The following is a 13,811-nucleotide window of genomic DNA, read 5'->3' as shown; positions in this document are numbered from 1 at the left end:
TTTCATATTGATCAGAATCTTTTATTCTATGTTTTTTAATTTTTTCTTTTAATTTTGATTTATTAAATTCAAGACGTAATATTTCCATTATTTCGCTACTCATAGTACGATTATTTTCTAATGCTCTTCTTTCGAGCATTTTATGCAAATCCTCATTCAAACGTAATGTGTATCTATATATTTTCTTTTTTTCAGACATAAGGTCAAAATGACATATAATTGTTATTTTGTCTATTGATTTAAAATTGTCAAAATGGTATCGTCAAAATGACGTCAATAAGGCGTCATTTAAAACTAGGAAATAAGGATGATTAAAAAATATACACTTCGTTTTCCTGAAGAATTACAAAGGGAAATTAAGAAAAATGCTAAGAATGAATCAAGATCATTACATTCTCATATCCTTTATATTTTAAGGGAATGGATAAAAAATAAAAAAGCAGCGGATACGTCGTCAAACTACCCCGCTGCTTTAAACTCAGTCATCATGAAAGGTAAACAATCATGACTAACCATAATATAACAACTTTTGATGAAAAATCAAATCCTATAACTCTATTCAATTTTAATAGCATAGATGTAAGAGTTTTTACAAAAGATAATAAAGCCTGGTTCGTATTAAATGATGTATGTAAAATTTTAGAATTAGAAAATTCCAGAAATGTTACTGCTCGTTTAGACAATGATGAAAAAGATTATGTCCATATTATGGACGCAATCGGAAGGGAGCGAGAAACTACCATAATCAACGAATCTGGACTTTACAGTTTAATCCTTCGTAGTCGCAAATCAGAAGCAAAACGTTTCAAGAAATGGGTAACTTCGGAAGTATTACCCTCTATACGTAAAACGGGTGGATACTTATTGTCTCCAGGTCAATACGGCGGTATAACCAAATCGGTTGTCAACAAGGCCGTTGCCATTTTGCGGAAGGATTTCGAGAAAGTGTATCGGGATGTCGAATTCCTGAAAACAGGTTTTGATCCATCCGCCGCTTTCGTGACGTACTACAAACCTATCATCGCCGTCCTGAAGGAAAAGAATGTTCCACAGAAAGGGAGACGGACATTGTCATGCAGATGTTCGGGAAGGATACACCGTTATCTTATCAGGACGGACAAGGCATCGATGATCCAGATCAGTCGTGAAACGGGTCGGTATATCTATCACATCGACGGGATCAGTGAATGGCTCGGTTATGAAGGTGAGAATATCATCCGGAACCATATCGATAAGGTGATGGGGCAGGGTCGGCTGCATTTGGTACCGACAACCAACAACTCTATCAAGCATTAACATGATCTGAATTTGATATTGATAGTAATAACCGGAATTAATGAAGTGAATTATAATATATACACTTGTTTATTAAGTAAAGATTAATAATTCAAAGAAATAAAAGTTAATTCCATGTCGAAATATTGCCTTGATATCCTAGATTTACTGATTAATTTAAGTTAACGAATATTAATCGTTTATATAAATAAGCTTCATTATTTGTATCGATAAACATCGATAAAACCATATTGTAGATAGTGACCTTATCTGAACAATCTGTTCACTATCTACGCACCTAGTATGGTTAAGAATAATAGGCTTCTTTTATCTAGGATTATGTTCGAGGATATCAAGAGATCAAGAAAAATAATATTGTGTCCATATTTTATGGACAACATATTCGTTACGGACGGAAATAATATGTGTAAAGAGAATAATCGTTCAAGTCTTTGCAGGTTCAGTAAAAATATAGATTTGATGAATGCTGATCGTATGATCAGGATCATCAATATTGATTACGACATTTTCAATTCATTGTTCAGGAAACTCACGAAAAATGTCAACTGCAAGGATCCGGTGATCGATGACCTGATATGTACCATCAATGATCATACAAGACGGATGGAGGAGGAGGTTGACCAGCTTCACAACTACATATCAAACGCGAGTCTTTCAAGATAACCATTTTTTATAAAAAAGGAAACAGGGCCATCCATCCGGATGGCTTTTTTATTGGAGTGAACATGCCTGGACCAATGGACAGCATCATGAGACGGATCAACATGACAGTTGGTGCATGCCGTATCCTTAACAGGATTATAGAGGGAACGACACCCACAGTACAGGTTGTGGTTTCCGGCGGTGCCCAAATGGATGGAATGACATTCATGCAGCAATACGGTTTTGTCAGCAAACCCTTGCCTGGTGCAGATGCGATTTCCCTATTTTTTGCCGGTGACCACAATCGTGGCACTGTCATAGCATCGAATGACCAGCGATACCGTCCAAAGAAACTTGGCGATGGGGAGGTCGCCATTTATCACAAATCAGGAACAACCGTTATCCTGAAGAATGATGGATCAGTCGAGATAAATCCGTCAGACAGGAAATGTGTTCTGAACGGAAATCTCAAGGTTGACGGGAATGTCGATACAACGGGAGATGTGAGGGCATCTGGCGATGTAAAGGCGGGATCGGTAAGTCTGCAAAGCCATAAACATTCAAGGGGATACCAGAACCAGCCAACGGGTGGCCCTCTATGAGACCGGTACAGGACATTTCCATAACCTGGAATAACAAGACCGGCAAGGGTGAATGGTCTATCCTAGATAATGATATAAAACTCGACAATGCACTTTTCAGTGCTGTCATGGTTTCACTGTTCACGGACAGGCTTGCACCTCTGGAACCATCTTTTACGGAAAAAAAGTCAAATATCGGCAAGGTTTCGGGAGACCGTCGCGGATGGTGGGGTGACATTTTCAGGGATGAACCTATGGGATCAAGATTATGGCAGCTGAGACGGGCCGTGAAAACCGATCAGTATTCTGTCACCCTGTCCGCACAGGACATGATCTATGAATCACTGCAGTGGATGGTGAATGATGGATTGGTGGCGAATATCGATGTCAATGTCCAATGGGTGAAAACCGGTCTACTGCAGTTTTCAATCAATCTAACAGAACCACAATCAGACACGCCCCAACAGTTTCTATTCAGTTGGGTATGGGAGGGAATATAATGCCGTTCAAGGTTCCAACCTTAACAGAACTCAACAATCAGGTGCAGCAGGATATAATCAACGCTGGCGTTCCAGGAATTGAGACAGTGCTCAAAAATTCGGTTATTGGCACGATCGGAACTGTCCAGGCTGGACTCTCATGGTCGCATTATTCATTCCTGGGCAATATCGCCAGACAGTCCGTTCCCTGGACCGCGACAGATGAATATCTGGCTGGATGGGGAAATCTCAAGAATGTCTATCGAAAGGCCCCTACCAGGGCAACGGGACTGGTTGAATTCACGGTCGTGGATGACAGTGTTATCGTTCCAAAGGGAACGCAAATAAGAAGGAATGATGGATGGAGCTACGTGACAACGGAGGACAGCATCCGGAACCAGGCCCATATTCAGTCTGTCGAGAATAGTATTGACGGGAATTCTGACCAGACTGCAGTCCTTACGCTTGGACAGGCCATGGCGGGTGTGAACGTGAATGTCAGGGTTCTGTCACCGATCACCGGAGGTGCAGATCTCGAGGATGAGGATGCTTACCGGTCAAGGGTGATCCAGTCATTCAGAACATCAGGTTCCCTCGGGCGTGAACAGGAATATATCATGTGGGCAGAATCCGTGCACCAGGTTTCAAGGGCATGGGTTGGACGGAACAGTTTTGGAATCGGTACTGTCGTGATATGGATCATGTGTGACGATGCGAATACCTCCAATAACGGTTTTCCGATCGGGGAAAATGGGACATCTGACAAGGAGAAAAGGTATAAAACAGCAACGGGTGACCAGCTGGCCGTTGCGAACTATATATGGGACAAGCAGACGGTAACCTCACTTGTCATTGTCTGCTCGCCAATTCCGCAACCTGTTGATTTTGTCATTTCCGATCTTGACAGCAATAACACGCTCGATAACCAGAATGCCATCAGGGCCGCATTGAAAGACCTGTTCCGAAGAGAGGCCGCTCCAGGTAAAAACATGCATCCAAGTGCATGGGACCGTGCCATTGCATCCATAACGACATTAACCCAATACACCATATCATCACCCGTTACGACGATTATCGCGGAAAGTGATGGCAACCTGCCAATATTGGGAAAGGTTACATTTCAGACATGATACCACGTTTCACCCATGAAAATTTCAGGCAGGCCCTGTTATACCTATTGCCGATGGGCCCAATATGGTCAAGGGAGCCAGGGAGCCTCTGTCATTACTGGGCTTCCATCATTGGCCAGGTATATGTCAGGAACAGTGACAGGGCGATCGAGCTCTTGCAGGTCTCTTTTCCTGGAACCGCGACCGAACTTCTCGATGAGTGGGAAAAAACCGTCGGGTTACCGGATCCATGTGTTGGAGAGGTGACGGATTTGCAGCTGCGTCAGAGGCTTGTCGTTGATCGTCTGGTGTCATCCGTGGATTCCAATATCAATTTCTATATCATGTATGCAAAAAAATATTTCGGTTTTGACATCACCATTGATCAATTCACGCCATTCAGACTTGGAACACCCCTTAACAGGCCACTGGGTGGTGAGGACTGGTCCCATACATGGAGAATAAGGTCGGATCAGGACCTGAAATATCTCCCATGCATTTTCAACCGTATTTCACCGACACATACCCTGGTCTATTACGGGTTGTTCCAAAATGAAAAAATAAACTAGAAGGTTATGAAATGGATTTAATTATTGCACCATATTCCGTTCCAATGGAAAATGCTGACAAGGCACCGGTGGATACCATTGCCCAATATGCGACTGACGGAAATCCCGCACAGGGTATTCCAGCGACAATTTTGCCAGCCCATGTTGTAAATGCAACAGTTGCGGAAATAGTGAATGCGATCAGGGCTGGTGGAAAAACTCCAGACAGGAACAACTGGAATCAGCTTGCCGATATAATAGGTTCCATAATGAAAAAAGTCGGTGGCGATGATGACTATTTCCTGAAACTGAAATCTGCAACAGAGCAAAAAGTTGAGAGTGAGGTAAAGTTTGTTGGTACATTATCTGTAGACGGACATAATTTAATCATCAATCCAGGAGAGTTGAAATATACGGACGGTATTCTAAACCTTCCATCGGCAATCTGGCAGTTTGATGGAAACAATGCCATGAGCATGTTCGCAACCCATGACATGAAGGAAGGCAAGAAAATAACCATCCAGAGCAAGACCGGTGATAAGGTGACCAACTCTATCATCCTTCGCGAGGACGGAACCGTAAACGCGTCAAACTTCAGTGGCAAGAAAATCATTGCTGACGAACTAAGACCATTGAGTGAAGGGAAGATCGATAACTACAGTGAGATGTACCACAAAGGCAAGAATATTGTTATCGATGCGACCGGTATTCCATATGTAAATGATGTTCTAAACCTTCCATCGGTAATCTGGCTGCTTGATGATAAAAATTCCATAAGCATGTTCGCGACTAATGACCTGAAGGAAGGCAAGAAAATAACCATACAGAGCAAAATTAATGATGTGGTATACAATGCAATCGTCTTTCACGAAAACGGAACCGTAAACGCGTCAAACTTCAGTGGCAAGAAAATCATTGCTGACGAACTAAGACCATTGAGTGAAGGGAAGATCGATAACTACAGTGAGATGTACCACAAAGGCAAGAATATTGTTATCGATGCGTACGATATTCCATATGTAAATGATGTTCTAAACCTTCCATCGGTAATCTGGCTGCTTGATGATAAAAATTCCATAAGCATGTTCGCAACCCATGACATGAAGGAAGGCAAGAAAATAACCATCCAGAGCAAAATAAATGGTGTGGTGTACAATGCAATCGTCTTTCACGAAAACGGAAAAATAGAGTGTAATGAACTGCAATCCAAAGATATATCCGTCACGGATGGAACACTGAATATCAACAGTACAAACAAGGATACGAATGAAAACGGTTTAATCGTTGGAAATTCATCTATTCACTTCAACCTTGTGAACAGGCCTGGGCAAACCGGCGGGATATATCTCCAGGAGGATTTCAAGAATAACAAGACCGATCTGGTTTTTTATTCCGGTAACAGTTTCTATACCATGGATGATCAAGGAACCATTACGGGAAAGAATTTCAATGGGGTGTCCATGTCCGCATTTTGTGCAGACCTTGCGGAATACTATATTGCCGATGAGAGATATGATCCAGGGACGCTTGTGAGAATAGGCGGTGAGAAAGAGATAACGAGAGCCTCCATCGGGGGCTTTTTTTATGGGGTCATTTCAACATCCCCAGCCTATGAAATGAATACGGCAATCAGGGATAGAAAGAACGCGTTACCTGTCGCGCTGGCAGGCCGTGTTCCCGTTCTCGTGACAGGCATGATCGACAAGGGTGATCCGGTAACCATTTCGGAAATATCCGGTGTGGCCAGAAAAGCGAAAAGCGGTGAGAGACATATCGGATTTTCCCTGGAAAACAGTCACGAGACCTCAATCCGTCCTGTCGAATGCGTTATCAGGCAGAACTAGGGAAGAAAACAATGCATAACTATGATGGAAACACCCTTTTTATCAACGGTATTTTCTATGCTGATGACTATAACGAGGTTGTCAGAAAATACCGCAGGGAAATGGACGGCTTCGACCATTACATGATCAGGAAGGGTGATCTGGTAACGGCGGATATCCTGAATGACCTGAGCAACGGGGTGAGAAACTACGCATCCCAGAACGGATACAGTATCGGGAATACACCGCGTGTGCTGGTGGCCGGCGTTGACCTGATACCGAAGATGGAATGGGGCGAGGCGATATGGACGGATCAGCCTGTCATTGAACTAACCGCTGGCCAGTATAACTACGTCATTCCAAAGGGATGCCGAAAAATGAAAATGGAATGGCTGATCGCCGGAGGCGGCGGTGGCGGTGGCGGTGAAGAGGGTGGCGGTGGCAAGTCTGGCGGTGGCGGCGGTTCCGGAGGTTACCAGCAGAACATCGTTCATGACGTGATGCCGAACCAAAAGGTTTTTTTACAAATCGGGGGCGGTGGAATTGGCAATTATGATGCGGGCGGCAATGGAGGTGACAGTTTCGTAAAGATTGATGAAACAGAAATACTTAGGGTGACAGGTGGCGGCGGTGGAAATACACCCTATGCCGGTGGCGGCATATTGGACACGGCTGGTGGAAAAAAAGGAAGTCCGAATGGTACGGACGGGGGACATGGTGTCGATAACGCTACAGAGGATGATCATCTTGGCGGTGCGGGTGGAAGCACTCCACTGGGAAAGGGTGGAACACCGGACTGGGCGGACAAGGCACAATCGGGTTCAGGTTACGGAGCCGGTGGTGCGGGTGGGTGCACCAGGGACAGGCAATCACCGCATTCATGGCAGGGGGGGGACGGTTCCACGGGATATATCAAATTCCAGTTCACACGTTAATTAACAATCAGGATATTGAAATGGATTTCAATAAAATAAATACTCGAGCGTCACGAAAGGTAAATGGACAGGTAGTACAGGATAATCATTCAGATGATGAAAGTATTGTTTCACAGACTGATCGTGAAATATTTGAATTGCCTGGAGGATGTCTTGGAGGTACCAGACTGAGACTGTCATGCAAGGGGCCTACAGAAAAGAAATTCTACAGTTTTTCTGTAAAGAACCGCATGCTTTCTGATGACAGGATTGCATCGGTGAAAATCGGTTCAGCAAGTGACAGCAAGGTAACGGCTGACAAATACGCATTCCAGGACCATACTTTCACGGTTCGACTGAGCGGTGGGGAGTTGAACCGGAATGTTCCCCTACGATGCGAGATAACGACAGAACAGGAGGAAACTCTTGATTTTGTCTGTATCCTTCCCATTCGCGAGGAGGGAATACTTTACGAAAATCCGGATGACGGGATTGTTGTCGTCATGGGTTCGACGGGTGTACGTGGCAACGGTATCCGTTCCATCGCGATGGGCAATGATGCAAATCTTGAATTCCAGATGGATGACGGTACGGTCATCAGTGTGGATACGGGTCTGTTCAGGGACAATAACGGACAGATCGTGGCGATGGATCAGGTCGCGTCATTGCCTGATGACTTTTCAATCAACGGAAGCGTTTTTCTCGCACCGGACAGCTATGTCAACGGTGGCAAGTCCATGCCGAAAGGATTGTCCCTGGACGGCAATATCGTTCTTACGGACGGCAGTGTCCATTACAGACACAGCATGAACAATGGCGGCGTTCTCTGCTCGCCAGAATGACAGACAGACCTAAAATCAATCAATAAAATTTAACAGGATATTAAAATGGCCAACAATTCTCCAAAAGACCTTGATCTTTCCGCATGTACCGTTTCAATTGATGGTGGCGGCACACCAAAGCAACTCTCTGAAGTCGCCAAAACGGTAAATGATATAAACGGCAATATCGCCAATATCAATGCGGTGGCTAATGAGGCGAAGAAGGGTGTTGACGATATCAACCAGAAGATAAACCCCGATACCTATTTCGCGAAAGATGGAGCGAACAAACCCCTGGGAACCACAATTCTTGATAAAACCGGTCAGTTCACCTATCCGCCTCCAAAAACCGATGACGGTTTCACATGGATCAATGCGGGCCTGAGACCGATAAATGATGATTATACACAGGATTATGAACCAAATCCAAAATCCAGGGAAATTCACATGCAGTATTCCGTGAACTCCGATGGGAATGAGGGAAACAACAAGACTTTTGTCAACACGATATGGTCGGACGGAACCAATCCCAATTTCGCTTTCGCGGCCATTTCCTTCCATCCCCTCAATGCTGGCGGTGGTGATCTGGGACGTGCGGGAAATCCATGGAACAATATTTTCACACAGACGGCACCAAACGTGACCTCGGACAAAAACGTCAAGACCATCACATCCATCCTTGATGAGAAAGCCGATAATTCTGACAAAAAACTGATGGATGCCCTGTATAATGTCAATGCTGTCAATTACAGGCTGAATGACGCGATAAAAGAGAAAGGTGAGGACAAGGCACGTGTTCATACAGGTTTTATCGCTCAGGATATAGAACAGGCGATCAGGGATGCGGGACTTGATCCATCCGATTATGCCATGTGGACGCAGGATGCATCACCTGAATTCAAGAGGGTGGATACAGGCGAGAAGGATAAAAACGGGAACCCGATTCTCAAGTCCGTCCAGGAAATTCCAAAAGATGAGAAAGGGAATGTCATTTTACGCCAGAACCTGAGATATACAGAGGTTCTCTGCATGCTTTTGGCCGCTCATAAACAGAAGATCAACGATCTCGAGGCACGTCTGGTGAAACTTGAGGGCAAATCGAAATGAGCCGGTTTGACATGACACAGGGTCTCGCGAAAGGATCGCTGGGACAGGAAATGACAGGTGGGCAGATTATCGATCGTCTGTCTGCCGGTATACCGATCGAAAACAGGATCGTGAATGATCCGGACATTACCCTGATGTTCCCGAAAGCGGGAGAGATCAGCTATCGTCTTCTGTTCCAGAAAGCGTGCAATATTTCACTCGGTAAAGGGCAAGAGAGCCAGCTGCAACGCATGACAGTCATTCTCCAGCAACCCTGTGAGGGTAATTGCGAGGTTGAGTTCGACGCATCTGTCAGATGGCATGGTAGACAGCCTTTTATCGATACAAGGGCGGGTTCGGTGACTATTGTCGAATTCATTTCTGACGGTAATGGAAACTATTATGGAAGGTTGATCTATGGCTGATCTGGATAAACAACCCACAACAGGATTTGTCAATAACGGCAGCCTTGTCCAGTATGGAAATGACAATACGGCGGGTGACTGGGACTATATCGTGATATCGAAACCGAACAGGCCATGGAGGGTCTCTATCAGGGGGGATATTCCGGCAAGCAAGGACGGTGTGGACATGAGTGTATCCGTTTTCGAGGGAACAATACCCCTGTTTTCCTCCACAGGAACATGGAACCTGCAGGGACAGACAAGCCTGAATTCCGCAAAGAAAAACTTCAAGATCAAGTTCAAAAATGCGGAGACAGGTAAAAAACTCAAGGTGAAAATAGGGGACTGGGCACCGATGAACGGTCTTGTCCTGAAAGGATACGGAACAGACAGAACCCTGCTCAGGGATATCGTCACCACCGAGATATGGCGGAATTTCCATAGGGATGAGGCTGGTCTGCTTGCACCGGCCTCATCCCTATTCCTATTATGACAGGGACAATCTCGGAATGAGAACCTCCGTGCTGTTTTCAACCGACGGATTTCCCTGTGAATTGTATAGAAACGGGGAATTCCTTGGGATGTATATAATAAGGTCTGACAATGACAATGACCAGTACCTGATTGATTCATCAAACCCGGGGCATTTTCTTGCCCAGCCCGATCATGCCAGCACGTTCTGGACAGACGGCAACTACAATCCGTCCGAATGGGAGATATACTCGCCCGATCCGAACACGGATGACAGTGTCAGTTTCCTGAAAAGATTCCTGCGATGGTCTTCGGACTGTATCGCGGGCAGGGTGAGCATGAAAGAGACATATCGGGAATATATCGATCTTGAATGTTTCATTGACTATATCCTGCTCTGCGAGGTCTGTTTTTCCCCTGACAGTCTGGTGAACAATTTCATGCTGTGCAGCTGGAATGCCACGCCGGCATCGGGTGTCGCGTATATATATCCCTACGATGAGGACCAGACATTCGGTATTGTCGATCAATATCTGAGTGCGGATGACAGTGATCCTTTCAGGATTGGATGGATAACCAAACGTGACAGGATGATTGATGGGCAGGATCCGGTATTCTTTGAAACCATCCATAACTGTTTCACGCCGGAAATACGGGCGAGATGGCGTTACCTTAGGGATACGGGAAAGATATCCCATGAAACCTTTTCAAAAATCATCAAGGACAAAGCAGACCTTATCAATCCCGACATGATAAAGAAAGACCTGGATTTGTGGATCATGAATGCAGAGGTAGGATTGGGAAATGGCAAGGTCATTTCAGATGATGGAAAGAAATGGTCGGTGAATTTCATCCTTAATTTCGCCAAACGCCGTATCCAGTGGCTTGATCGGCAATTCAAGTACTATAATTGATTATTCTTATTGAGAAGCCACCTCAACAGGTGGTTTTTTTATGTCCGGAAAAGGAAAGACAGATGGAAAATATCATACTCATCATCAAGTCCGTATGCTCTTTTTTATGGAAAGGGAAAGGGTGGATCATGGCGGGACTGATTTACCTGACAGGCCGAAGGGCCGCGAATAGAAACAACCTGATCAGGACACAGGATGAAGTCATCAAAAATGACCTGCAGACCCTTCGGACTGTTCAGGCAATGCGGCAGGCAGCCAATCATTCACCTGGAAACATGGAGGAATTGGAAGATGTGCTGGAGAAAGGGCAATTCTGATGAAACCCATTATTTTACTCGCGGCGGTTTTTCTTGCGGCATGCTCGTCATCGCCACGCGTTGTCTACCGGATTGAATGCCCGCCGTTGAGGGATTACACGCCCCAGTCACAGGAAAAGCTTTCCAGCGAGATCAAGGCGTTAAAACCTGACAGCGAGACCGGCCGTTACCTGATGGATTACAAAAGCCTGCGTGACATGATCATGGCCTGCCAGAACACCAGAGATACCAGCCACCGCTAGGGTGGTTTTTTTATGTCTATATTCAAGGAAAGAACAGATGGATTTTTTTACCGAGCTTCTACAATATATCATCAATGTCCTGCCCAGCAATACGGCGGGTGACGTTGTCGCGGTTGTCACTTTCATCGTGACCCTGTGCACCCTTGTCATACGGTTCTGGAAAGAGCCTGATTCAAAAAGCGGATTGCACGGGCTGTGGTCTCTCATTCATCTGCTGGCCTCTTTCAGGCTGCCAGACAGGCAGGCTGGAAAAGATGGAAAGAACGGGGATGGCACCAATGGAAAACAGGCGACACCAAAAACACCGTAACCATTGCCTGGGTGAGTGGTGGAGCTCGATACTGCTGGTCATGACGGGAATTTATGCTCTTGCATATTTCATGGCCGGCAATATCTTTCACTGTTCGTTCGTCAATGGGTTCAGGGCGATCCTTCCTGCCTGTATTTGGGAAGGATCATTCATACTTACAGGGACGCTGCAGCTTGTTTCATTGATGTGCGGAAGTTTCAGGTGGAGGGGTGTGGCCTCTTTTTTTGCCGCATCCCTTTTCATATGGGGGGTGCTGAACATGCTTGTCTACGAGAGGCACTGGCATTTTGGCATTGTTGCCTGGGGAACATTCGCTCTGGTGAACCTTTACACCCTGGCAAGAATACTGGCGGGGGTGATAAGGGATCATGAATACAGTCTATGAGTTTTGCAAATGGTGGTGGCTGAACAATTGTGAGTGGATCAAGATTCATGACCCATGGGTCATTCCGATCATAGCCATTACTTAATTCTAGAAGTAGGTATAAGATTAATATCATCAAAATTGTTTGATTTTTGAAATAATATTTTCATATTATTATTAATGAATAATAATAATTTGATTATAAATGTGGAAAAAAAATGGATGAATTACAAAAAGAAATTGATGCAGCAAGGTTGAAAGTAAGAACTGATTCCTATCCTATGTCTATTGGTGAAATTGTAAATATGTATGATGATGGTGATCTAAAAATTAGACCAGAATTTCAACGTTTATATCGATGGACAATCTTCCAAAAAAGTAGATTTATAGAATCTATTTTATTAGGAATACCTCTTCCTTCTATTTTTGTTGCACAGAATGAGGAAGGGATTTGGGAGCTGGTAGATGGATTACAACGTATATCTACTATTTTAGAATTTATGGGAAAATTGAAAAAAGAAGATGAAACTTCAGAACTTTATCCTCCCTTAAAACTTATTTCGACGGATTATCTTAAAAAATTACAGGATAAAGTTTGGGAAGGACAGGAAGGTGATAATAATGTTATACACAAAAATATAAAAAGAATATTTAAAAGGGAAAAAATTGATATAAAAATATTACAGCGTGAAAGTGAAACGGATACAAAATTTGAGATTTTCCAAAGATTAAATACGGGTGGTTCTAAATTAAGTGATCAAGAAGTAAGAAACGTTTTATTATTAATGGTAAATGCAAACGCACAGCATTGGATTGAAAATTTTGCTAAAAACAAAGATTTTATAGAAACTTTACCTATTTCTGAAAGACAGAAAAATGAAAGTTATGATAATGAATTGGTGGTTCGTTATCTCTGTTTACGAAATATCCCCTCCAATTCTTTGAATCCTTCTTTGCAAGATGTTGCTCCTTATTTAAATCAGTTTGTTACAACTATATTAAATAATGATTACGATTACGAAAATGAGAAAAAAATATTTGATAAAACATTCGAATATCTAAATAAATATTTTGGAGAGAAAGCGTTTAAAAAATATAATAGTGAGAAAAAAGATTATACAGGTGCTATTTCAATGCCCATTTTTGAAATGGTATCTTATGGTGTTTCTTATGCATTCGAAAAAAATAAAGTAGTTAAACCAGAAGAGTTAGAAGAAAAAATTATAAAAGCAAAAAAAGATAGAGCTACTAAGTTATCTGAAGATCCTGCATTAGAAAGAAATATAAGACCTATAGATAGAATGAAGAATATGGTCAAACAAGGAAAAGAATTGATTGGATCTTAATTGCCTGTTTACTAATATAGAATATTAAAATGAAATATGAGACATTAGAAAAAAAAATTGATAAAGATTTAAACTGGAGACGAAGAGAATTCATAGAATTATCATTTATTTTTAATGAGATGGCTAGTGAATATCGTAAGAAAA

Annotated in this window: 21 protein-coding genes; 18 read left to right on the top strand and 3 right to left on the bottom strand. The window is 43.4% G+C overall.

Annotated elements, in window-relative coordinates; translation table 11 throughout:
• Positions 1–199, bottom strand: a 199-nt coding sequence (locus U0839_RS06830; RefSeq protein WP_413550346.1) for an Arc family DNA-binding protein, incomplete at its 3' end; no start/stop codon positions are given.
• Positions 200–307: 108 nt separating this feature from the next.
• Between U0839_RS06830 and U0839_RS06825 the strand changes: the two genes are divergently transcribed.
• The 7 genes from U0839_RS06825 to U0839_RS06795 all read left to right on the top strand — a co-directional run bounded on the left by U0839_RS06825 (position 308) and on the right by U0839_RS06795 (position 4,676).
• A complete protein-coding gene (locus U0839_RS06825) occupies positions 308–508 on the top strand; it encodes an Arc family DNA-binding protein (RefSeq protein WP_413550345.1) in 201 nt (66 codons plus the stop codon).
• A complete protein-coding gene (locus U0839_RS06820; RefSeq protein ID WP_413550344.1) occupies positions 505–1,296 on the top strand; it encodes a Bro-N domain-containing protein in 792 nt (263 codons plus the stop codon). The genes U0839_RS06825 and U0839_RS06820 overlap by 4 nt, the downstream gene beginning before the upstream one ends.
• 369 nt (positions 1,297–1,665) lie before the next feature.
• A complete protein-coding gene (locus U0839_RS06815; RefSeq protein ID WP_162988530.1) occupies positions 1,666–1,959 on the top strand; it encodes a hypothetical protein in 294 nt (97 codons plus the stop codon).
• 62 nt (positions 1,960–2,021) lie between these two features.
• Positions 2,022–2,540: a phage baseplate assembly protein gene (locus tag U0839_RS06810; RefSeq protein ID WP_413550343.1), complete on the top strand. Its 519-nt coding sequence runs from the start codon at positions 2,022–2,024 to the stop codon at positions 2,538–2,540.
• Positions 2,537–3,019 carry a phage GP46 family protein gene (locus U0839_RS06805; RefSeq protein ID WP_122123044.1) on the top strand — a complete coding sequence of 161 codons (483 nt, stop codon included), beginning with the start codon at positions 2,537–2,539 and terminating at the stop codon, positions 3,017–3,019. The genes U0839_RS06810 and U0839_RS06805 overlap by 4 nt, the downstream gene beginning before the upstream one ends.
• Entirely contained in the window at positions 3,019–4,128 is a 1,110-nt protein-coding gene (locus U0839_RS06800; protein WP_413550342.1) for a baseplate J/gp47 family protein, read from the top strand. Before U0839_RS06805 ends, U0839_RS06800 begins: the two co-directional genes overlap by 1 nt.
• Positions 4,125–4,676: a putative phage tail protein gene (locus U0839_RS06795; protein WP_122123046.1), complete on the top strand. Its 552-nt coding sequence runs from the start codon at positions 4,125–4,127 to the stop codon at positions 4,674–4,676. The genes U0839_RS06800 and U0839_RS06795 overlap by 4 nt, the downstream gene beginning before the upstream one ends.
• 4 nt (positions 4,677–4,680) lie before the next feature.
• Here the strand turns inward: U0839_RS06795 and U0839_RS06790 are convergent, their stop codons facing one another.
• Together U0839_RS06790 and U0839_RS06785 are read right to left on the bottom strand one after the other, a co-directional pair.
• The gene (locus U0839_RS06790; RefSeq protein ID WP_413550341.1) at positions 4,681–4,890 is read right to left on the bottom strand and encodes a hypothetical protein; all 210 of its coding nucleotides are present in this window, start codon (positions 4,888–4,890) and stop codon (positions 4,681–4,683) included.
• A gap of 60 nt (positions 4,891–4,950) precedes the next feature.
• Positions 4,951–5,259, bottom strand: coding sequence for a hypothetical protein (locus tag U0839_RS06785; RefSeq protein WP_413550340.1), 309 nt, complete (start codon positions 5,257–5,259; stop codon positions 4,951–4,953).
• A 61-nt stretch (positions 5,260–5,320) separates the two neighbouring features.
• Between U0839_RS06785 and U0839_RS06780 the strand changes: the two genes are divergently transcribed.
• The 11 genes from U0839_RS06780 (at position 5,321) to U0839_RS06730 (ending at position 13,667) form a co-directional block, all read left to right on the top strand.
• A complete protein-coding gene (locus U0839_RS06780) occupies positions 5,321–6,499 on the top strand; it encodes a hypothetical protein (RefSeq protein WP_413550339.1) in 1,179 nt (392 codons plus the stop codon).
• 11 nt (positions 6,500–6,510) lie between these two features.
• Entirely contained in the window at positions 6,511–7,413 is a 903-nt protein-coding gene (locus U0839_RS06775) for a glycine-rich domain-containing protein (RefSeq protein ID WP_413550338.1), read from the top strand.
• Positions 7,329–8,234, top strand: a complete 906-nt coding sequence (locus U0839_RS06770) for a hypothetical protein (protein WP_413550337.1) — start codon at positions 7,329–7,331, stop codon at positions 8,232–8,234. The genes U0839_RS06775 and U0839_RS06770 overlap by 85 nt, the downstream gene beginning before the upstream one ends.
• 45 nt (positions 8,235–8,279) lie before the next feature.
• Positions 8,280–9,320, top strand: coding sequence for a tail fiber domain-containing protein (locus tag U0839_RS06765; RefSeq protein ID WP_413550335.1), 1,041 nt, complete (start codon positions 8,280–8,282; stop codon positions 9,318–9,320).
• Positions 9,321–9,331: 11 nt separating this feature from the next.
• Positions 9,332–9,724 carry a hypothetical protein gene (locus U0839_RS06760; protein ID WP_413550334.1) on the top strand — a complete coding sequence of 131 codons (393 nt, stop codon included), beginning with the start codon at positions 9,332–9,334 and terminating at the stop codon, positions 9,722–9,724.
• A 166-nt stretch (positions 9,725–9,890) separates the two neighbouring features.
• Entirely contained in the window at positions 9,891–10,196 is a 306-nt protein-coding gene (locus tag U0839_RS06755) for a CotH kinase family protein (protein WP_413550333.1), read from the top strand.
• A 16-nt stretch (positions 10,197–10,212) separates the two neighbouring features.
• On the top strand, positions 10,213–11,088 hold the full coding sequence (locus U0839_RS06750; protein ID WP_413550332.1) for a CotH kinase family protein: 876 nt from the start codon (positions 10,213–10,215) through the stop codon (positions 11,086–11,088).
• 62 nt (positions 11,089–11,150) lie between these two features.
• Positions 11,151–11,405 carry a hypothetical protein gene (locus U0839_RS06745; RefSeq protein ID WP_413550331.1) on the top strand — a complete coding sequence of 85 codons (255 nt, stop codon included), beginning with the start codon at positions 11,151–11,153 and terminating at the stop codon, positions 11,403–11,405.
• Between the two features lie 243 nt (positions 11,406–11,648).
• Entirely contained in the window at positions 11,649–11,957 is a 309-nt protein-coding gene (locus U0839_RS06740; RefSeq protein ID WP_413550330.1) for a hypothetical protein, read from the top strand.
• Between the two features lie 18 nt (positions 11,958–11,975).
• Positions 11,976–12,329 carry a hypothetical protein gene (locus tag U0839_RS06735; protein ID WP_413550329.1) on the top strand — a complete coding sequence of 118 codons (354 nt, stop codon included), beginning with the start codon at positions 11,976–11,978 and terminating at the stop codon, positions 12,327–12,329.
• A 210-nt stretch (positions 12,330–12,539) separates the two neighbouring features.
• Complete coding sequence (locus U0839_RS06730; protein ID WP_413550328.1) at positions 12,540–13,667, top strand: DUF262 domain-containing protein; 1,128 nt, start codon at positions 12,540–12,542, stop codon at positions 13,665–13,667.
• The last annotated feature ends 144 nt before the right edge of the window (positions 13,668–13,811 follow it).

The sequence above is a fragment of the Commensalibacter sp. A3DC genome (assembly GCF_047307945.1).
GTDB classification, from domain to species: domain Bacteria; phylum Pseudomonadota; class Alphaproteobacteria; order Acetobacterales; family Acetobacteraceae; genus Commensalibacter; species Commensalibacter melissae.
This window is presented reverse-complemented; position numbering and strand designations above follow the sequence as displayed.